The sequence below is a fragment of the Pseudomonas sp. WC1 genome, from assembly GCF_050586565.1.
In the GTDB taxonomy this organism is placed as follows: Bacteria; Pseudomonadota; Gammaproteobacteria; order Pseudomonadales; family Pseudomonadaceae; genus Aquipseudomonas.
On record NZ_JBOBDQ010000015.1, the window covers coordinates 63,876 to 82,235 of the forward strand.

Sequence of the window (18,360 nt, forward strand, 5' to 3'; positions counted from 1 at the left end):
ATCGTTTTGAAGGCGAACTCAGTATTCGCTCAGGGAAAACTCGGTCAGGCAGAAGGTCGGCACCCCGGCTGCCTGCAGGCGACGCGAGCCTTCCAGTTCCGGCAGGTCGATGATCGCCGCCGCCTCGAACACTTGCGCACCAGTGCGGCGCACCAGGTTGGCGGCCGCCAGCAGGGTGCCTCCGGTGGCAATCAGGTCATCGAAGATCAAGACCGAATCCCCATCGCAGAGACTGTCGGCATGCACTTCCAGGAAGGCCTCGCCGTATTCGGTCTGATAGCCCTCGGACAGCACGTCGGCCGGCAGCTTGCCCTGCTTGCGGAACAGGATCAGCGGCTTGTTCAGCTGGTGAGCAATGATCGAGCCAATCAGGAAGCCTCGCGCGTCCATGGCGCCTATATGGCTGAACTCGGCCTCGACATAGCGCTCGATGAACTGGTCGGCGACATAGCGCAGCCCGCGCGGCGACTGGAACAGCGGGGTGATGTCGCGGAAGATCACGCCCGGCTTGGGGAAGTCCAATACCGGGCGGATCAAGGCTTTGAGGTCGAAGGTGTCGCTGTGCATGGGGCGGGTATCCTGGAAAAGCTCGGCGTCAGTATACCCTTTTAGCGCGGCGATCAGACCTCGAGTGCACCACCGGCCAGCGCGCACAACTGGATCGGGTCGAGAATGTGCACTTCCTTGCCCTCGGCCTTGAGCAGGCCGTTCTGCTGGAAGCGGGTGAACACGCGCGACACGGTTTCCACCGCCAGACCCAGGTAGTTGCCGATCTCGTTGCGCGACATGCTCAGGCGGAACTGGTTGGCCGAGTAACCACGGGCGCGGAAGCGCGCCGACAGGTTGACGAGGAAGGTGGCGATGCGCTCGTCGGCGGTCTTTTTCGACAGCAGCAGCATCATCTGCTGGTCGTCACGGATCTCGCGGCTCATCACCCGCATCAGCTGACGGCGCAGCTGTGGCAGCTGTACCGAGAGTTCGTCGAGGCGCTCGAAGGGGATCTCGCACACCGAGGTGGTTTCCTGGGCCTGGGCCGACACCGGGTAGGCCTCGGTGTCCATGCCGGACAGGCCGACCAACTCGCTGGGCAGGTGGAAGCCGGTGATCTGCTCTTCACCGCTGTCGCTGAGGCTGAACGTCTTGAGGGCGCCGGAACGTACCGCGTAGACCGAGCCGAAATTGTCACCCTGGCGGAACAGGAACTCGCCTTTCTTCAGCGGGCGGCCGCGTTTGACGATTTCATCCAGTGCGTCCATGTCTTCCAGGTTCAGGGACAGGGGCAGGCACAGGGGGGCCAGGCTGCAATCCTTGCAGTGGGCCTGGTTGTGTGGGCGCAGTTTTACTGGCTCGGACATTTCTTTCGATCCTTGTGGGAAAGCACACATAAGCCGTAAGGATAACCTGCGGCATGGGCTGTAGGCCAGTGTGCGCATTTTTGGTGCACGCTAGCAGCGGTGCGGAAGGTGTGTCCCGTCACCGTTCAACTGTCCATAGTGTGCCTCGAAAGGCGGGCTGTCCATGCGGTGAAACGCCTCAAGCGCCTCAGATCACCCGCGAGAAACGCTGGCGGTTCTGCTGCGCGAGGTAGGCGTCGAACACCATGCACACCGAGCGCGCCAGCAGGCGGCCGGCCGGCAGGATGCGGATACCCTTGGCGTCCAGGCTGATCAGGCCGTCGCGTTGCATGGCTTGCAGTTGTGGCCACTGCTCCTTGAAGTAGCCGCGAAAATCGATGGTGAAGGCGTGTTCGATCGCTTCGAAATCCAGTTCGAAGTGGCAGATCAGTTGCTGGATCACTGCACGGCGCAAGCGATCGTCCTGGTTGCACATCAGGCCGCGCTGGGTCGCCAGCTGGGCTGTGGAGAGGGAGTCCTGGTAGGTGTTGAGGTCGCTGCTGTTCTGGCAGTAGAGGTCGCCGATCTGGCTGATCGCCGACACGCCCAGGCCGATCAGGTCGCAGTGGCCATGGGTGGTGTAGCCCTGGAAGTTGCGTTGCAGGGTGCCTTCTTCCTGGGCGATGGCCAGTTCGTCGTCGGGCAGGGCGAAGTGGTCCATGCCGATGTAGCGGTAGCCGGCGGCGGTCAGTTGGTCGATGGTGGCGTGCAGCATCTCCAGCTTGGCCGCCGGGGCCGGCAGGTCACTGCTGTCGATGCGCCGCTGGGGCATGAAGCGTTCGGGCAGGTGCGCGTAGTTGAAAACCGACAGACGGTCGGGCTGCAGGCGGATCACTTCTTCGACGGTGCGGGCGAAGCCTTCCGGTGTCTGCTTGGGCAGGCCGTAGATCAAGTCCAGGTTGATCGAGCGGAACTGCAGGGTGCGCGCGGCTTCGATCAGGGTGCGGGTCTGCTCCAGGCTCTGCAGGCGGTTGACCGCGCGCTGCACGGCGGGGTCCAGATCCTGCACGCCGAGGCTGACACGGTTGAAGCCCAGCTCGCGCAACAGGCCCATGGTCGACCAGTCGGCCTCGCGCGGGTCGATCTCGATGCCGTAGTCGCCGGAGTCGTCGTCCAGCAGGTGGAAGTGCTGGCGCAGGGTGGCCATCAGCTGGCGCAGTTCCACATGGCTGAGAAAGGTCGGCGTGCCGCCGCCGAAATGCAGCTGCTCGACGACTTGCTTGGGGTCGAGGTGGCAGGCGATCAGCTGGATTTCCTGCTCCAGGCGTTGCAGGTAGGGCGCGGCGCGGCCGCGGTCCTTGGTGATGACCTTGTTGCAGGCGCAGTAGTAGCAGATGTTGGCGCAGAACGGCACATGTACGTACAGCGACAGCGGGCGGGTGGCGCGGCGGCTCTCGCGCAGGGCGTGGAGCAGGTCGAACGAGCCCACTTCGCCATGCAACTGCACAGCGGTCGGATAGGAGGTGTAGCGTGGCCCGGCCAGATCGTAGCGACGAATCAGGTCGGCGTCCCAGCGTAGGTCGTCGAGCATGTGGGTAGTCCCCGGATAAAGCTGCAGTGTCCGGAGTCTAGGGGCGCTTGTAAGAAGTCGTGTTGATTTGTATCAGGAGATCTGGCGGTCGCAGCAGCCCCTCAATGCCCCATGAGCCAGTGCTGGTGAGGACCGGGCAGGGTCCACAGGCCAAAGAGAATCACCAGCACACCGCCGGCCATGCGCACTCCGCGATGGCGCAGCAGGCTACCCACCCGCTCGGCCGCCAGCCCCGTGGCCAGCAGCACCGGCCAGGTGCCCAGGCCGAACGCCAGCATCAGCGCCGCGCTGTGCAGTGCATCGCCCTGGCTCGCCGCCCACAGCAGGGTGCTGTACACCAGCCCGCACGGCAGCCAGCCCCACAGGGCGCCCAGCAGCAAGGCGCGGGGCAGGCTGGAAACCGGCAGCAAGCGCGTGGCCAGCGGCTGCACATGGCGCCAAAGCCCGCGCCCCAGTGCTTCGATGCGGGTCAGGCCGCTCCACCAGCCCGCCAGGTACAGGCCCATGGCGATCAGCAGCAACGCGGCCGCGACCCGCAAACCGGTCGCCAGCGGGCTGCTGGCCAGGGCCACGCCTGCCAGGCCGAGCAGCAAGCCGGCGGCGGCATAGCTGAGGATGCGCCCGAGGTTGTAGGCCAGCAGCAGGCGCAGGCGCCGGCTGCGCTGCTCGTGGGGGATGGCCAGGGTCAGGGCGCCCATCAGGCCGCCACACATGCCCAGGCAATGGCCGCCCCCGAGCAGGCCCAGGACCAGCGCCGAGCCCAGCAGGGGGATCAGTTCAGGCACGCGGGGCAGGGTCCTGGTCTTCGGGTTTCTCGCCCTTGGGCTTTACGGCGGCCTGGTGGCAGGGGTCCTGGTCATCGAACAGGATGCTGTGGGCCGGGCCTTCCAGATCGTCGTACTGGCCGCTGTCCACCGCCCAGAAGAAGATGTACACGGCGACACCGACCAGCAGCAGGGCGGCGGGAATCATCACGTAGAGGGCGGGCATAGCGGTTTCCTTTCGAGCGACGCGGGCTCGCGCCCGGGCGGCGTCTCCCCGCTGGGCAGCCGGGTCAGGCGCAGGGCATTGAGCACCACGATCAGCGAGCTGATCGACATGCCGATCGCCGCCCACACCGGGGTGATCCAGCCGAGCGCGGCGAACGGCAGCATGAGGCCATTGTACAGCGTCGCCCAAAGCAGGTTCTCGATAATGTTGCGGCGGGTCCGGCGGGCCAGTTCGAAGGCCTGCACCAGCGCCTGCAGGCGGTTGGACAGCAGCACCGCGTCAGCGCAGGTCTTGGCCAGGTCCGTGGCGCTGCCCATGGCGATGCTGATGTCGGCGGCGGCCAGTACCGGCACATCGTTGACGCCGTCGCCGAGCATCAGCACCTTGCGCCCTTCACCTTGCAGCGTTTTCAGGCGAGCGAGCTTGTCGTCCGGACGCAGGCCGCCAACGGCCTGGTCGATGCCCAGTTGCGCGGCGACCTGCGCAACCATCGGCGAACTGTCGCCGGACAGCAGCAGCGTGTTCCAGCCGCGTGCCTTGCAGGCGGTCACCAGGTCGTGAGCGTCGTCGCGCAGGCGGTCATCCAGGCCGAACCAGGCCAGTGGCCCTTGCCGGTCCCCGAGCAACAGCCATTGCCCCTGTGGTTCCGGTACGTTGGGTACCTCGGCGCCACTGAGGGCGCAGACGAAGGTGGCCTGTCCGATGCGCAGGCGCTGGCTTGCCAGCATGCCCTCCAGGCCTAGCCCCGGCACGGCGGTGACGGTTTCGGCCGCCTGCGCGGCGCGGCCGAAGGCGCGGGCGATGGGGTGTTCGGAGCGATTTTCCAGCGCCGCCGCCAGCGCCAGGCACTGGTCTGCGTCCAGTCGGCCCAGCGGGCGGATGCTGCGCAGGGCCAGGCGGCCTTCGGTGAGGGTGCCGGTCTTGTCGAAGATCACCGTGTCGATCTGGTTGAGGCCCTCGAGCACATGCCCGCGGGTCACCAGCAGGCCGAGCTTGTGCAGGCTGCCGGTGGCGGCGGTAAGGGCGGTGGGGGTGGCCAGCGACAGGGCGCAAGGGCAGGTGGCGACCAGCATGGCCAGGACGATCCAGAACGCCCGGGGCGCATCGAGCTGCCACCAGAGGACACCGATCACGGCGGCGGCAACCAGCGTGAACAGCAGGAACCATTGTGAGGCGCGGTCGGCGATTTCCGCCAGGCGCGGTTTTTCCGACTGGGCGCGCTCCAGCAGGCGGACGATGGCCGACAGGCGCGAGTCCTGGCCCAGGGCCTGGACCTCGACCGTGAGTGTGCTTTCGACGTTGAGGGTGCCGCCGGTCACCCGGTCGCCGACGTGGCGTGCCAGAGGCAGGTATTCGCCGGTCAGCAGCGATTCGTCGACGCTGGAGCGGCCGTCGACGATCAGCCCGTCGGCCGGGATCACCGCGCCGGGCAATACCTGCACGTGGTCGCCGCACTGCAGTTCGCCGAGCAGGATGCGCTCGCCCTGGCCGTTGGCGTCCAGTCGCAGGCACGAGGCCGGCAGCAGGTTGACCAGCTGCGCGGTGGCCGCCGCGGTACGTTCGCGGGCGCGGCGCTCCAGGTAGCGGCCGGTGAGCAGGAACAGGGCGAACATGCCCACGGTGTCGAAATACAGTTCGCCGTGGCCGGTAATCGCGGTCCAGATCCCGGCGCAGTAGGCCAGGGCGATGGCCAGCGACACCGACAGGTCCATGGTCAGGTGGCGGGTACGCAGGTCGCGGGCCGCGCCCTTGAAGAACGGTGCGCAGCTGTAGAACACGATGGGCGTGGTGAGGAACAGCGCGACCCAGCGCAGGATGGTGTGCAGCTCGGGCGACAGGTCAATGTTGAATTCCGGCCAGGTGGCCATGGTCGCCATCATCGCCTGGAACCACAGCAGCCCGGCCACGCCCAGGCGGCGCAGGGCGCTGCGGTTCTCCCGGGCCAGCTGTTCGGCGGCCTGGTCGGGCTGGTAGGGATGGGCGGCGTAGCCGATGTGGCGTAGCCCGGCCAGCAGCTGCGACAGTGGCAGTTGCTGGTCGTCCCAGTTGACCAGCAGGCGATGGTTGGACAGGTTCAGCCGGGCGTCGACGACGCCGGGCAGGGTGCGCAGGTGCTTCTCGATCAGCCAACCACAGGCGGCGCAGCTGATGCCCTCGACCAGCAAGGTGGCCTCGGCCAGTTCGCCTGTGTGGCGCACGAAGGTCTGCTGCACGTCGCTGCGGTCGTATAGGGCCAGCTCGTCCTGGAGTTGGCGGGGCAGGGCCTCGGGGTTGGCGCTGGTGTCGCTGCGGTGCTGGTAGTAGTGCTCCAGGCCCCCGGCGACGATGGACTCTGCCACTGCCTGGCAGCCGGGGCAGCAGAATGCCCGGGGCTCGCCAAGCACCACGGCGGTGAAGCGGCTGCCGGCGGGGACGGGCAGGGCGCAGTGGTAGCAGGGGGTGGGTTGGCTCATCGACATCTCTTCTTGCTGCAGCGGGTTCGTGGCAGCGGGCTTGCCCCGCGATGGGCCTGGAATGCTGGTTTTCAGGCCCGCCCCCACGAGGTGTGGTGTGTCGCTGTTACTGGTGCTCGGCCCCTTGAATGGCTTCATCGCCCAGCTGCAAGGTCACCCCATGCTCGACCTTCTCCTCCTCGAACAACCGCCACACATGGTCGTCCTGGCTGCCGAGCAGCTCGACGAAGCGCCGGCCGTCGACCTTGTCGTCCAGCTGGCCGACATAGCGGCCTGGCTCGGTGCGTGCCAGCTGCACCTTGCGGTCCTTGGCCGGCTGGGTCGGCGAGATCAGGTTCAGCTCCAGCGCCTGCGGGTCGCTGTTGCCGGTCAGGCGCACTTCGACCTCGCCGGTCAGCTCATCCAGGCGCACGCTGGCCTTGAGGTTGAGGGTCTGGGCCAGCAGCTCGCGGTCCAGCGAACGGTTGATACCCTTGCCGGCCTCGTAGTAGTTGTCGTTGACCAGGTTGTCCGGGTTGCGCACGGCGATGCTGACCATGGTCAGGCTCAGGCACACCGAGGTGGCCAGGATGCCGATGATGATCCAGGGCCAGAGGTGCTTGTACCAGGGGCTGGCGGCGGTGGCGGCAGGCATTGTCTAGGTTCTCTTTCAGCGGATCTGTGGGCCGATGAAGCGGCTCTTGGCTTCAACCTGGCTGGCGCTGTCGTCAGCGTCCTTGAGGATGAAGGTGATTTCGTTGGTGGTCGAGGGCAGCTGCTCCGGTGCGACCGACAACTGCACCGGCAGGTTGACGATATCGCCGGCGGCCACGCGGATCTCGCGTTGGCCTTCGAGCTTGAGGTCGGGCAGGCCGGCGGCGTCGAGCACGTAGACGTGGTCGCGCTGGTCCTTGTTCATCACCTTGAGGCTGTAGACGTTCTCGATCCGGCCTTGTGCGTTCTCGCGGTACAGCACGCGGTCCTTGGCCACGTCGAAGCCCACCAGCGAACGGGTGGCGAAGGCGGTGACCAGAGCGCCGATCATCACCAGCAGCACCAGGGCATAGCCGATCAGGCGCGGGCGCAGCATGTGGGTCTTCTGCCCGGACAGGTTGTGCTCGGTGGTGTAGCTGATCAGGCCCTTGGGGTAGTTCATCTTGTCCATGATGCTGTCGCAGGCGTCGATGCAGGCGGCGCAGCCGATGCACTCGATCTGCAGGCCGTCGCGGATGTCGATGCCGGTGGGGCAGACTTGCACGCACATGGTGCAGTCGATGCAGTCGCCCAACCCCTTGGCCTTGTAGTCGATGTCCTTCTTGCGCGGGCCGCGGGTTTCGCCGCGGCGCGGGTCGTAGGAAACGATCAGGGTGTCCTTGTCGAACATCACGCTCTGGAAGCGCGCGTACGGGCACATGTAGATGCACACCTGCTCGCGCAGCCAGCCGGCGTTGCCGTAGGTGGCCAGGGTGAAGAAGCCGACCCAGAAGTAGGCCCAGCCATCGGCTTGGCCGGTAAAGAACTCGATCGCCAGTTCGCGGATCGGCGAGAAGTAGCCGACGAAGGTCATGCCGGTGACGAAGCCGATCAACAGCCACAGGCTGTGCTTGGCCAGCTTGCGCAGGAACTTGTTGGCGCTCATGGGCGCCTTGTCCAGCTTCATGCGCTGGTTGCGGTCGCCTTCGGTGACTTTCTCGCACCACATGAACACCCATGTCCACACGCTCTGCGGGCAGGTGTAGCCGCACCAGACCCGGCCGGCGTACACGGTGATGAAGAACAGGCCGAAGGCGGCGACGATGAGGATGCCCGAAAGCAGGATGAAGTCCTGGGGCCAGATGGTGGCGCCGAAGATGTAGAACTTGCGCTCGGGCAGGTTCCACCACACGGCCTGGTGGCCGCCCCAGTTCAGCCAGACGGTGCCGAAATACAGCAGGAACAATACCGCGCCACCGACCATCCGCAACCTGCGGAAAATGCCGGTGAAGGCGCGGGTATAGATTTTTTCGCGCGAGGCGTAGAGATCGACGGAATCCTTCCCTTTGCTGGCAGGCGGGGTGACGTCATGTACCGGAATTTGCTTGCTCATCATCAAGTCCCACGGCAGTGGAGAAATGCCGCGGCCAGTGCGTGCCGGCCGCAGTCTCGCGCGTTCTGCTAGCGCTCTGCGGCCCATGATACGCCTGTGATAGCGCATGCGGGGCGCACTGCGACACTTAGTCGCGTTGGGTTCGTGGTGTGAATCGTGTTATGGCGGGTGTCAATTGATCCATGTCAGTCGCGGCTGTTTTTGCATGTGCTGAAACAGCCATGGGAGCGGCGTGCCGCCGCTCCCATGGTTCGACATCACTCGGCTTGTGGGGCCTGCTGCTGTTCCTGGTGCGACAGGCTATACACGTACGCCGCCAGCAGATGCACCTTGTCGTTGCCCTGCATCTGCGCCTGGGCCGGCATCTGGCCCTGGCGACCATAGCGGATGGTCTGTTGCAACTGGGCGAAGCTCGAACCGTAGATGAACGCTTGCGGGTGGGTCAGGTTGGGCGCGCCCATCGCCGGGGTGCCCTTGCCTTCGGGGCCGTGGCAGGCCACGCAGTTGGTGGCGAAGATTTCCTTGCCCTTGGCCGGGTCGGCCTTGGCGTCCTCGGGCAGCTTGCGACCGTCGAGGTTGGTCAGCACGAAGGCCGCCACATCCGCCACGCCCTGTTCGCCGATGACCGTGGCCCAGCCCGGCATCACGCCATGACGACCGTTCATGATGGTGGTCTTGATGGTCTCCGGCTCACCCCCCCAGCGCCAGTCGTTGTCGGTCAGGTTGGGGAAGCCGTAGGCGCCGCGGGCATCGGAACCGTGGCATACCGAGCAGTTGGAGGCGAACAGGCGCGCGCCCATCTTCAGTGCCTGCGGATCCTTGGCCACTTCCTCCACCGGCATGGCGGCGAACCTGGCGAAGATCGGCCCGAAGCGGGCGTCGGCCTTGGCCATTTCCTTTTCCCACTCGTGCACGCCGGTCCAGCCGGCCTGGCCGTTGGAAAACTCGGTCTTCTTTTCGTTGTCGACGTAGGCGTAGCCCGGCAGGATGCCTTTCCAGTTGCCCAGGCCTGGGTAGAGCACCAGGTAGCCGAGGGCGAAGACGACGGTGCCGACGAACAGCCAGAACCACCATTTCGGCAGGGGGTTGTCGTACTCCTCGATGCCGTCGAAGGCGTGCCCGACGACTTCGTCGGTGATTTCCTCGCGCTGGCCCCGGCGGGTCGACAGCAGCAGCCAGGTCAAGGCGAAGATGGTGCCCAGGGTCAGGACGGTGACGTACAGACTCCAGAAGGTTGTCATTGTTGTTTGCTCCTAGAAGCTTGTGCTTGCTCGACGTGACGGGTGGCTTCGGGATCGTCCGCGAACGGCAATTGCGTTGCCTCGTCGAACTCCTTCTTGCGCCGCGGGCTGAACACCCACAGCGCCAGGCCCACGAAGGCCACCAGCACCACGACGGTGCCCAGGCCGCGAATCATCCCGATATCCATCACGGTCACCGTTTGCTCTTGATGAGGGTGCCAAGGCCTTGCAGGTACGCGACCAGGGCGTCCATCTCGGTCTTGCCCTTGACCGCGTCGGCGGCGCCGGCGATGTCTTCATCGGTGTAGGGGGTGCCCAGGGTGCGCAGCACTTCCATCTTCTTGGCGGTGTCCTTGCCGTCGAGCTTGTGCTCGACCAGCCACGGGTACGACGGCATCTTCGACTCCGGCACCACGTTGCGCGGGTTGTACAGGTGCGCACGGTGCCAGTCGTCCGAGTAGCGCCCGCCGACCCGCGCCAGGTCCGGGCCGGTGCGCTTGGAGCCCCACAGGAACGGGTGGTCCCAGACGCTTTCACCGGCTACCGAGTAGTGGCCGTAGCGCTCGGTTTCGGCGCGGAACGGGCGGATCATCTGCGAGTGGCAACCGACGCAGCCTTCGCGGATGTAGATGTCGCGGCCTTCGAGCTCCAGCGCGGTGCGTGGCTTCATGCCCTCGACCGGCTTGTTGGTGACGTCCTGGAAGAACAGCGGGACGATCTGGGTCAGGCCGCCGACGCTGACGGCGATGACCATGAAGAAGGCCATCAGGCCAATGTTCTTCTCGACTGCTTCATGCTTCATCAGTGGGCTCCCACGACGACGATCTTGGTGGCTTCCTCAGCCTCCACCGGGTTGGCGGCGCGCACGGTGCGGTACACGTTGTAGGCCATCAGCAGCATGCCGGAGGCGAAGAACGCACCGCCCAGGGCGCGAACGATGAAGCCCGGGTGGCTGGCCTGCAGGGCTTCGACGAAGGAGTAGGTGAGGGTGCCGTCGTCGTTGATGGCGCGCCACATCAGGCCCTGGGTGATGCCGTTGACCCACATCGAGGCGATGTACAGCACGGTGCCGATGGTCGCCAGCCAGAAGTGCGCGTTGATCAGCCCGACACTGTGCATCTGCTGGCGGCCGTAGAGTTTCGGGATCATGTGGTAGACCGCGCCGATCGAGATCATCGCCACCCAGCCGAGGGCGCCGGCGTGGACGTGGCCGATGGTCCAGTCGGTGTAGTGCGACAGCGAGTTGACCGTCTTGATGGCCATCATCGGGCCTTCGAAGGTGGACATGCCGTAGAACGCCAGCGACACCACGAGGAAGCGCAGGATCGGGTCGGTGCGCAGCTTATGCCAGGCGCCCGACAGGGTCATCATGCCGTTGATCATGCCGCCCCAGCTCGGCGCCAGGAGGATGATCGACATCACCATGCCCAGCGACTGCGCCCAGTCCGGCAGCGCGGTGTAGTGCAGGTGGTGGGGGCCGGCCCAGATGTACAGGGTGATCAGCGCCCAGAAGTGCACGATCGACAGGCGATAGGAGTAGATCGGCCGTTCGGCCTGCTTGGGCACGAAGTAGTACATCATCCCCAGGAAACCGGTGGTGAGGAAGAAGCCCACGGCGTTGTGGCCGTACCACCACTGGATCATCGCGTCGGTGGCCCCGGCGTAGGCCGAGTAGGACTTGAACAGGCTCACCGGCAGCGAGATGTGGTTGACGATGTGCAGCATCGCGGTGACCACGATGAAGGCGCCGTAGAACCAGTTGCCGACATAGATGTGCTTGGTCTTGCGCTTGACGATGGTGCCGAAGAACACCAGGGCGTAGGTGACCCAGACGATGGCCAGCAGGATCGCCAGCGGCCACTCGAGCTCGGCGTATTCCTTGGTGGTGGTGAAGCCCATCGGCAGGGTGATCAGCGCGCCGACGATTACCGCCTGCCAACCCCAGAAGGTGAAGGCGGCCATGCTGTCGGATATCAGGCGGGTCTGGCAGGTGCGCTGCACCACGTAGTAGCTGGTGCCGAACAGGGCACAGCCACCGAAGGCGAAAATCACCAGGTTGGTGTGCAGCGGGCGCAGGCGGCCGAAGCTCGTCCATGGCAGGTCCAGGTTGAGCTGGGGCCATACCAGTTGCGAGGCGATGAAGACGCCGAGCCCCATGCCAAGGATCCCCCAGACCACCGTCATGATGGCGAACTGGCGGACGACCTTATAGTTATAAGCAGTCGGACTGATTGCAGTGCTCATTCTAAGGTTCCACGGTTTGGGTGTTCTTGTTGGTTGGTAAATCGGCGCCAGTATTGATAACCACCAGGGTTATGGCAACGCAAGTTGTGTACGCCGACCCGTGTCCAGGCCCTTTTCGCCACCGTCCCGTGGCGTTGGGGGCCGAACGATTGTACACAAATAAATATTTGTAATGTGTACCGTTTTCCATGTTTTTCTGATCGTTCGGTCAAGCTTTTGTTCTTGGGACGGGCGCGCAAGGCACATCCCAAAGCCGCAGGCTCGAGCGTCCAGGTTGGATGCGTGATGTCAGGCTGTGCACCACGTCTGTTCCGGTCGCTGCGAGCGGAGCCACTGTGGCAACAAGCTTAGTTGTGTTCGGAGGGGGTGCAAGGCGGGGAGGGTAGAGCGGGCCTGTGGGAGCGGTCTTGCTCCCACAGGGGTGTTGCGCTTGCTTACTTGGCGGTTACGGTTTCCGGCACTTCATCCTGCGACAGGCTGTAGACATAGGCCGCCAGCAGGTGAACCTTGTCATTGCCCTGGATATCCTGCTGCGCGGGCATCTGGCCCTGGCGGCCGTAGCGGATGGTCTGCTGCAGCTGGGCGAAGCTCGAGCCGTAGATGAACGCCTGCGGGTGGGTCAGGTCGGGTGCGCCCATGGCTGGGGTGCCCTTGCCTGCGGGGCCGTGGCAGGCCACGCAATTGCTGGCGAAGATCTCCTGGCCCTTGGCCGGGTCGGCCTTGACGCCTTCCGGCAGGCTGCGGCCATCGAGGTTGGTCAGCACGAACGCGGCGACATCTGCCACGCCCTGCTCACCGATCACCGTGGCCCAGCCCGGCATCACGCCGTGGCGGCCGTTCATGATCGAGGCCTTGATGGTCTCCGGCTCGCCGCCCCAGCGCCAGTCCTTGTCGGTCAGGTTGGGGAAACCGTACGAGCCCTTGGCGTCGGAGCCGTGGCACACCGAGCAGTTGGAGGCGAACAGCCGGCTGCCCATCTTCAGCGCCTGCGGGTCCTTGGCCACTTCCTCCACCGGCATGGCGGCATACTTGGCGAAGATCGGGCCGAACTTGGCGTCAGCCTTGTCCATCTCTTTCTGCCACTCGTCCACCTGGGTCCAGCCGTTCTCGTAGCCGGGCAGGATGCCTTTCCAGTTGCCCAGGCCCGGGTAGAGGATCAGGTAACCGACCGAGAATACCAGGGTGCCGACGAACAGCCAGAACCACCATTTCGGCAGCGGGTTGTCGTACTCCTCGATGCCATCGAAGCTGTGGCCCATGGTCTGGTCGGTGGTGTCGCTGCTCTGGCCCTTGCGGGTGCCGAGCAGCAGCCAGGTCAGGCCGATCAGGCTGCCGATGGTCAGTACGCTGATGTACGTACTCCAGAAGGTGGTCATTGCCGGGTACTCCTCATTGCAGCAGGTTCCTGCCCGGCGGGGGGCAGGCGGTCGTCGACGAAGGGCAGCAGGCGCGCTTCGGCGAAATCACGGTCGCGGCGGCGGTTGAACACCCAGAGCGACAAGCCGATGAAGGCGATCATCACCACCAAAGTGCCCAGGCCGCGGATCATGCCGATGTCCATTTCCATCGCGCTCACCTCTTGTTCTTGATCGCGGTGCCGAGCACCTGCAGGTAGGCGACCAGCGCGTCCATCTCGGTCTTGCCCTTGACCGCGTCCTTGGCACCGGCGATGTCGTCGTCGGTGTACGGCACGCCCAGGTTGCGCAGGACGCGCATCTTGACGTCGGTGTGGCTGTTGTCGACTTGCGAGGACACCAGCCACGGGTAGGACGGCATCTTCGACTCAGGCACCACGTTGCGTGGGTTGTACAGGTGCGCACGGTGCCAGTCGTCCGAGTAGCGCCCGCCGACCCGGGCCAGGTCCGGGCCGGTGCGCTTGGAGCCCCACAGGAACGGGTGATCCCAGACGCTTTCGCCGGCCACCGAGTAGTGGCCGTAGCGCTCGGTTTCGGCGCGGAACGGCCGGACCATCTGCGAGTGGCAGCCGACGCAGCCTTCGCGGATGTAGATGTCGCGGCCTTCGAGCTGCAGGGCGGTGTAGGGCTTCATGCCTTCGACCGGCTTGTTGGTCACGTCCTGAAAGAACAGCGGGACGATCTGGGTCAGGCCGCCGATGCTGACGGCGAACACCATCAGCAGGGCCATCAGGCCTATGTTTTTCTCAACGACTTCGTGTTTCATCAGGCTCTACTCCTCAAGCCAGCTGGGCGTTGGCGGTGGCTTGCTCGGCAGCCGGGGCACGCACGGTGCGCCAGGTGTTCCAGGCCATCAGGAACATGCCGCTGAGGAAGATCACGCCGCCGACGAAGCGCACGACGAAGCCTGGGTGGCTGGCCACCAGGGTTTCGACGAACGAGTAGGTCAGCGTGCCGTCGCTGTTGACCGCGCGCCACATCAGGCCCTGGGCGATGCCGTTGACCCACATCGAGGCGATGTAGAGCACGGTGCCAATAGTGGCCAGCCAGAAGTGCGCGTTGATCAGCCCGAGGCTGTACATGCGCTCCTTGCCGAACACTTTCGGGATGGTGTGGTACAGCGCGCCGATGGAGATCATCGCCACCCAGCCGAGCGCGCCGGCGTGGACGTGACCGATGGTCCAGTCGGTGTAGTGGGACAGGGCGTTGACCGTCTTGATGGCCATCATCGGGCCTTCGAAGGTGGACATGCCGTAGAACGCCAGCGAGACGACCAAAAAGCGCAGGATCGGGTCGCTGCGCAGCTTATGCCAGGCGCCCGAGAGGGTCATCATGCCGTTGATCATGCCGCCCCAGCTCGGTGCCAGGAGGATCAGCGACATGATCATGCCCAGCGACTGCGCCCAGTCCGGCAGCGCGGTGTAGTGCAGGTGGTGCGGGCCTGCCCAGATGTACAGGGTGATCAGCGCCCAGAAGTGCACGATCGACAGGCGATACGAATACACCGGACGTTCGGCCTGCTTGGGCACGTAGTAGTACATCATCCCCAGGAAGCCGGCGGTGAGGAAGAAGCCCACGGCGTTATGGCCGTACCACCACTGCACCATGGCATCGGTGGCGCCGGCGTACAGCGAGTAGGACTTGGTCAGGCTGACCGGTACTTCCAGGTTGTTGACGATATGCAGGATCGCCACGGTCAGGATGAAGGCGCCGAAGAACCAGTTGCCGACATAGATATGCTTGGTGTTGCGCTTCATCAGCGTACCGAAGAAGACCACGGCATAGGCGACCCAGACGATGGTGATCAGGATGTCGATCGGCCACTCCAGTTCGGCGTACTCCTTGGTGCTGGTGTAGCCCAGCGGCAGGCTGATGGCCGCCAGCAGGATCACCAGTTGCCAGCCCCAGAAGGTGAACGCGGCCAAGCGCGGTGCGAACAGGGTGGTCTGGCAGGTGCGTTGCACCGAATAATACGAGGTGGCGAACAGGGCACAGCCACCGAAGGCGAAGATCACCGCGTTGGTATGCAAGGGTCGCAGGCGGCCGAAGCTGGTCCACGGCAGGTCAAGGTTGAAGGCGGGCCAGGCGAGCTGGGCGGCAATGAAGACGCCGAGCCCCATCCCGACGATGCCCCACACCACCGTCATGATGGCGAATTGGCGGACCACCTGATAGTTGTAGGCGGTACTGCTGGTTGTGTTCATGTATGGGTTCCCATCCACGGTTATAGGCAGGCTAGACAGCGAGGCAAGCATGATTAATGGGCAAAGTGCCGGTATTGACGGGGATCAATGGGCGAAGATCGGAAATGTCCCAGGCTTGCGCTGCGATCCTCCGCAAATTCCGGCGGATCGCGGCGTTTGCGGCTGCCTGATCCTGGCCCACGGCGCCGGTGCGCCGATGGACAGCGGGTTCATGGAGGACATGGCGCAAAGGCTGGCGGGGCAAGGGGTAGGGGTGGTGCGCTTCGAGTTTCCCTACATGGCCGAACGACGGTTGAACGGCGGCAAGCGGCCGCCCAATCCGCAGAAGGTGTTGCTGGAGTCCTGGCGGACTGTATACGAACAGGTGCGGCGTTTAGCCGCAGGCCCGTTGGCCATAGGTGGCAAGTCCATGGGAGGGCGCATGGCCAGCCTGTTGGCTGATGAACTGGGCGCCGATGCGCTGGTGTGCCTGGGGTATCCGTTCTATGCCGTTGGCAAGCCGGAGAAACCTCGCGTGGAGCATCTTGCAGGCCTGCGCACACGCACGCTGATCGTGCAGGGCGAGCGGGATGCCCTGGGCAATCGCGAGGCGGTCGAGGGGTATGCGCTATCGCCGGCGATCGAGGTGAGCTGGCTGGCGGCGGCGGACCATGATCTGAAGCCGCTGAAGGCGTCGGGGTTCAGCCATGAGCAGCATATGCAGGCGGCGGCGGAGCGGGTGGCGGCGTTTCTCAAGGTCTAGGCCGCTTGGGGCTGCTTTGCAGCCCATCGCCACGGTTCGTCGCCACGACAAGCCGGCTCCCACTCCGACCACGCTGCCCTCAAGCCAAGCGCCGTCCCTGTGGGAGCCGGCTTGCCGGCGATGAGGCCGTTACAGGTTGGTGCTTAGTCGCGGTACTCGCACAGGTAGGCAGTGTCCACGGCCACCTTCAGTTGAAACTTGCTGTCGGCGGCCACGTTGAACTTGTCGCCAGCGTTGAAGGTTTCCCAGTTGTCGCTGCCTGGCAGCTTCACGCTCAGGGCGCCGGAGACCACATGCATGATTTCGCGCTTGGCGGTGCCGAACTCGTACTCGCCCGGGGCCATCACGCCCACGGTGGCTGGACCTTCCTTGCCTTCGAAGGCGATCGACTTGACGGTGCCATCGAAGTACTCATTGACCTTGAACATCGGGCGACTCCTGAAAAAGCAATGAAAAAAGGCTAGCCAGTATGCCCAAGGCCCGCCCCAGCGTCATCTGTTTCACGCCGTGCCCGGCGGCAGGCTCAAGGGCAGCAGGCGGGCGGTGTTGCGGGCGTCTTCCAGGGCTCGGTGCTGCTGCCCGGAAAACTGCAGGCCGGCCAGTTGCAAGGCGCTGTTCAGGCCCGCCGGGCGCTGCAGGTGGCGGGCCTTGGCGAAGCGTTGCTTGAGGTTGATGTGCGGCAGTTGTTCCAGCAGGCTGCGCACATGGTGCAGTTGCCATTCCTGCAGCAGCTGCTTGCGGTCGTAGTCGCCCCAGCTGACCCACGCCTGCAACTGCGCCTGGTGCGGCTGCAGCCATTGTTCGAACTGGCGCCAGACCCGGTCGAATTTCTCCGCGCCATCGACGTCGGCCTGGGTGATGTGGGTCAGTTCGCAGCAGAATGGCGTCAACTGCGGCCGCCGCCTGGGGCGCACGAAACGCTGGAAGTGATCGACCTCGCGCCCTTCGCGGGTGACCAGGCTTGCGCCGATTTCAATGATTTCCATCTCCGTGACCGGCCAGCCACCGTCGTCGGTGGTGGCTTCCAGGTCGATCACCAACCAGTGGCCCATGCCAGGCTCCCCTTCAATGCACAAAGGCCGGCGCGCTGATCTGAGCGGGCCGGCCGGTAGAGCGTAGCCAAAGTCGAGAGCCACGGCATCCCCTGGCACTTTGGCATATTCGGCGGTTGTGCCCATGTGGGAAAACGCCTAGTTTAGGCGCATTCAGGCCCCTACCCGTGATGAGTGTCTCGACTTGATCCCACTGCCCAGCGTCAAGATTTCCTCTTCCCTGCTGTTGTTCGTTGCGGTAGCGCTGGGTGGTGCGGCGCGGGCAGACGAGGTGCTGGAAGTGAAGATCGGGGCGGCGCACTTTCCCCCGTATACCGTGCGCCCCGAACAGGGTGCCGATACCGGTTTGCTGCCGCAATTGGTCGAGGCGTTGAACCGTTTGCAGTCCCGGCACCGTTTCGTCCTGGTGCCCACCTCGATTCCCCGGCGCTTTGGCGACTTCCAGCAAGGCCGCACCGACATGGCGATCTTCGAGAACCCGCAGTGGGGCTGGCAGGAGATTGCCCACAAGACCGTGGACATGGGGCTGGAAGATGCCGAGGTGTTCGTCAGCCGTCAGCAGGCCGGGCGTGACCAGCACTACTTCGACGATCTCGAAGGCAAGCGCCTGGCGCTGTTCAATGGCTACCACTACGCTTTCGCCGATTTCAACCCGGACCCGGCCTGGTTGAAGAAACGCTACAGGGCGACCCTGACCTATTCCCACGACAGCAACCTGAACATGGTCGAGCGTGGGCGTGCGGACATCGCCCTGGTCACCCGTTCGTACCTCAGCGATTTTCTCAGGCGCAACCCGGACAGTGCCGGCCAGTTGCTGGCCTCGCAACGGGTCGACCAGGTCTACCATCACTACGCGCTGCTGCGCCCAGGGGCGTCCATCAGCCCCGAGGCGTTCGCCAGCCTGTTGCGCCAGCTGCGGGAAAACGGCGAGCTGCTGCGGATCTTCCAGCCTTACCAGATCACCGTCGAAGCGCCGCACGACTAGGAGCCTAAATTTCGGCAAGGCCGTCGCGTATTCAGTATGGAGTG

At 64.8% G+C, this 18,360-nt stretch carries 20 protein-coding genes; 2 read left to right on the forward strand and 18 right to left on the reverse strand.

Annotated elements, in window-relative coordinates:
• Nucleotides 1-18: 18 nt before the first annotated feature.
• The 16 genes from ACQ4OD_RS09575 to ccoN (ACQ4OD_RS09650) form a co-directional block, all read right to left on the reverse strand.
• Nucleotides 19-567: an adenine phosphoribosyltransferase gene (locus ACQ4OD_RS09575; protein WP_139672510.1), complete on the reverse strand. Its 549-nt coding sequence runs from the start codon at nt 565-567 to the stop codon at nt 19-21.
• A gap of 53 nt (nt 568-620) precedes the next feature.
• On the reverse strand, nt 621-1,355 hold the full coding sequence (gene fnrA, locus ACQ4OD_RS09580) for a Crp/Fnr family transcriptional regulator FnrA (protein WP_023630845.1): 735 nt from the start codon (nt 1,353-1,355) through the stop codon (nt 621-623).
• 187 nt (nt 1,356-1,542) lie between these two features.
• Nucleotides 1,543-2,925: an oxygen-independent coproporphyrinogen III oxidase gene (hemN, locus tag ACQ4OD_RS09585; RefSeq protein ID WP_139672504.1), complete on the reverse strand. Its 1,383-nt coding sequence runs from the start codon at nt 2,923-2,925 to the stop codon at nt 1,543-1,545.
• A 101-nt stretch (nt 2,926-3,026) separates the two neighbouring features.
• Entirely contained in the window at nt 3,027-3,710 is a 684-nt protein-coding gene (locus ACQ4OD_RS09590) for a sulfite exporter TauE/SafE family protein (protein ID WP_430944209.1), read from the reverse strand.
• Nucleotides 3,703-3,915, reverse strand: coding sequence for a cbb3-type cytochrome oxidase assembly protein CcoS (gene ccoS, locus ACQ4OD_RS09595; protein WP_102684671.1), 213 nt, complete (start codon nt 3,913-3,915; stop codon nt 3,703-3,705). The genes ACQ4OD_RS09590 and ccoS overlap by 8 nt, the downstream gene beginning before the upstream one ends.
• Nucleotides 3,897-6,368 carry a heavy metal translocating P-type ATPase gene (locus ACQ4OD_RS09600; protein WP_232967861.1) on the reverse strand — a complete coding sequence of 824 codons (2,472 nt, stop codon included), beginning with the start codon at nt 6,366-6,368 and terminating at the stop codon, nt 3,897-3,899. The genes ccoS and ACQ4OD_RS09600 overlap by 19 nt, the downstream gene beginning before the upstream one ends.
• A gap of 106 nt (nt 6,369-6,474) precedes the next feature.
• Complete coding sequence (locus tag ACQ4OD_RS09605; protein WP_198753835.1) at nt 6,475-7,002, reverse strand: FixH family protein; 528 nt, start codon at nt 7,000-7,002, stop codon at nt 6,475-6,477.
• A gap of 15 nt (nt 7,003-7,017) precedes the next feature.
• The gene (gene ccoG, locus ACQ4OD_RS09610; RefSeq protein ID WP_139672498.1) at nt 7,018-8,433 is read right to left on the reverse strand and encodes a cytochrome c oxidase accessory protein CcoG; all 1,416 of its coding nucleotides are present in this window, start codon (nt 8,431-8,433) and stop codon (nt 7,018-7,020) included.
• A 257-nt stretch (nt 8,434-8,690) separates the two neighbouring features.
• A complete protein-coding gene (ccoP, locus tag ACQ4OD_RS09615; RefSeq protein ID WP_110699087.1) occupies nt 8,691-9,674 on the reverse strand; it encodes a cytochrome-c oxidase, cbb3-type subunit III in 984 nt (327 codons plus the stop codon).
• Entirely contained in the window at nt 9,671-9,862 is a 192-nt protein-coding gene (locus tag ACQ4OD_RS09620) for a cbb3-type cytochrome oxidase subunit 3 (RefSeq protein WP_102684962.1), read from the reverse strand. Before ACQ4OD_RS09620 ends, ccoP (ACQ4OD_RS09615) begins: the two co-directional genes overlap by 4 nt.
• A gap of 5 nt (nt 9,863-9,867) precedes the next feature.
• Nucleotides 9,868-10,476 (reverse strand): cytochrome-c oxidase, cbb3-type subunit II, encoded by a 609-nt coding sequence (gene ccoO / locus ACQ4OD_RS09625; RefSeq protein WP_023631369.1) that lies wholly within the window; start codon nt 10,474-10,476, stop codon nt 9,868-9,870.
• The gene (ccoN, locus tag ACQ4OD_RS09630) at nt 10,476-11,918 is read right to left on the reverse strand and encodes a cytochrome-c oxidase, cbb3-type subunit I (RefSeq protein ID WP_046856465.1); all 1,443 of its coding nucleotides are present in this window, start codon (nt 11,916-11,918) and stop codon (nt 10,476-10,478) included. Before ccoN (ACQ4OD_RS09630) ends, ccoO (ACQ4OD_RS09625) begins: the two co-directional genes overlap by 1 nt.
• 434 nt (nt 11,919-12,352) lie before the next feature.
• Nucleotides 12,353-13,294, reverse strand: coding sequence for a cytochrome-c oxidase, cbb3-type subunit III (ccoP, locus tag ACQ4OD_RS09635; RefSeq protein ID WP_102684963.1), 942 nt, complete (start codon nt 13,292-13,294; stop codon nt 12,353-12,355).
• The gene (locus tag ACQ4OD_RS09640) at nt 13,291-13,485 is read right to left on the reverse strand and encodes a cbb3-type cytochrome oxidase subunit 3 (RefSeq protein ID WP_023632287.1); all 195 of its coding nucleotides are present in this window, start codon (nt 13,483-13,485) and stop codon (nt 13,291-13,293) included. The genes ccoP (ACQ4OD_RS09635) and ACQ4OD_RS09640 overlap by 4 nt, the downstream gene beginning before the upstream one ends.
• A gap of 5 nt (nt 13,486-13,490) precedes the next feature.
• Nucleotides 13,491-14,099 (reverse strand): cytochrome-c oxidase, cbb3-type subunit II, encoded by a 609-nt coding sequence (gene ccoO, locus ACQ4OD_RS09645; protein ID WP_046856462.1) that lies wholly within the window; start codon nt 14,097-14,099, stop codon nt 13,491-13,493.
• 13 nt (nt 14,100-14,112) lie between these two features.
• Complete coding sequence (gene ccoN, locus ACQ4OD_RS09650; RefSeq protein ID WP_050706570.1) at nt 14,113-15,537, reverse strand: cytochrome-c oxidase, cbb3-type subunit I; 1,425 nt, start codon at nt 15,535-15,537, stop codon at nt 14,113-14,115.
• 49 nt (nt 15,538-15,586) lie between these two features.
• On the opposite strand from ccoN (ACQ4OD_RS09650), the gene ACQ4OD_RS09655 reads away from it, so the two are divergent.
• Nucleotides 15,587-16,279, forward strand: coding sequence for an alpha/beta family hydrolase (locus ACQ4OD_RS09655; RefSeq protein WP_102684971.1), 693 nt, complete (start codon nt 15,587-15,589; stop codon nt 16,277-16,279).
• A gap of 143 nt (nt 16,280-16,422) precedes the next feature.
• On the opposite strand, the gene ACQ4OD_RS09660 is transcribed toward ACQ4OD_RS09655, so the two are convergent.
• Nucleotides 16,423-16,707 carry a pyrimidine/purine nucleoside phosphorylase gene (locus tag ACQ4OD_RS09660; RefSeq protein WP_038705716.1) on the reverse strand — a complete coding sequence of 95 codons (285 nt, stop codon included), beginning with the start codon at nt 16,705-16,707 and terminating at the stop codon, nt 16,423-16,425.
• A 72-nt stretch (nt 16,708-16,779) separates the two neighbouring features.
• Nucleotides 16,780-17,331, reverse strand: coding sequence for an exonuclease domain-containing protein (locus tag ACQ4OD_RS09665; protein WP_277503299.1), 552 nt, complete (start codon nt 17,329-17,331; stop codon nt 16,780-16,782).
• A 184-nt stretch (nt 17,332-17,515) separates the two neighbouring features.
• Between ACQ4OD_RS09665 and ACQ4OD_RS09670 the strand changes: the two genes are divergently transcribed.
• Entirely contained in the window at nt 17,516-18,316 is an 801-nt protein-coding gene (locus ACQ4OD_RS09670) for a substrate-binding periplasmic protein (protein ID WP_102684965.1), read from the forward strand.
• Nucleotides 18,317-18,360: the final 44 nt, after the last annotated feature.

Coding starts and splice junctions, on each gene's coding strand:
- ACQ4OD_RS09575 (WP_139672510.1), bottom strand. CDS start 567: ATGCACAGCGACACCTTCGACCTCAAAGCCTTGATCCGCCCGGTATTG.
- fnrA (WP_023630845.1), bottom strand. CDS start 1,355: ATGTCCGAGCCAGTAAAACTGCGCCCACACAACCAGGCCCACTGCAAG.
- hemN (WP_139672504.1), bottom strand. CDS start 2,925: ATGCTCGACGACCTACGCTGGGACGCCGACCTGATTCGTCGCTACGAT.
- ccoS (WP_102684671.1), bottom strand. CDS start 3,915: ATGCCCGCCCTCTACGTGATGATTCCCGCCGCCCTGCTGCTGGTCGGT.
- ACQ4OD_RS09600 (WP_232967861.1), bottom strand. CDS start 6,368: ATGAGCCAACCCACCCCCTGCTACCACTGCGCCCTGCCCGTCCCCGCC.
- ACQ4OD_RS09605 (WP_198753835.1), bottom strand. CDS start 7,002: ATGCCTGCCGCCACCGCCGCCAGCCCCTGGTACAAGCACCTCTGGCCC.
- ccoG (WP_139672498.1), bottom strand. CDS start 8,433: ATGAGCAAGCAAATTCCGGTACATGACGTCACCCCGCCTGCCAGCAAA.
- ccoP (WP_110699087.1), bottom strand. CDS start 9,674: ATGACAACCTTCTGGAGTCTGTACGTCACCGTCCTGACCCTGGGCACC.
- ACQ4OD_RS09620 (WP_102684962.1), bottom strand. CDS start 9,862: ATGGATATCGGGATGATTCGCGGCCTGGGCACCGTCGTGGTGCTGGTG.
- ccoO (WP_023631369.1), bottom strand. CDS start 10,476: ATGAAGCATGAAGCAGTCGAGAAGAACATTGGCCTGATGGCCTTCTTC.
- ccoN (WP_046856465.1), bottom strand. CDS start 11,918: ATGAGCACTGCAATCAGTCCGACTGCTTATAACTATAAGGTCGTCCGC.
- ccoP (WP_102684963.1), bottom strand. CDS start 13,294: ATGACCACCTTCTGGAGTACGTACATCAGCGTACTGACCATCGGCAGC.
- ACQ4OD_RS09640 (WP_023632287.1), bottom strand. CDS start 13,485: ATGGAAATGGACATCGGCATGATCCGCGGCCTGGGCACTTTGGTGGTG.
- ccoO (WP_046856462.1), bottom strand. CDS start 14,099: ATGAAACACGAAGTCGTTGAGAAAAACATAGGCCTGATGGCCCTGCTG.
- ccoN (WP_050706570.1), bottom strand. CDS start 15,537: ATGAACACAACCAGCAGTACCGCCTACAACTATCAGGTGGTCCGCCAA.
- ACQ4OD_RS09655 (WP_102684971.1), top strand. CDS start 15,587: ATGATTAATGGGCAAAGTGCCGGTATTGACGGGGATCAATGGGCGAAG.
- ACQ4OD_RS09660 (WP_038705716.1), bottom strand. CDS start 16,707: ATGTTCAAGGTCAATGAGTACTTCGATGGCACCGTCAAGTCGATCGCC.
- ACQ4OD_RS09665 (WP_277503299.1), bottom strand. CDS start 17,331: ATGGGCCACTGGTTGGTGATCGACCTGGAAGCCACCACCGACGACGGT.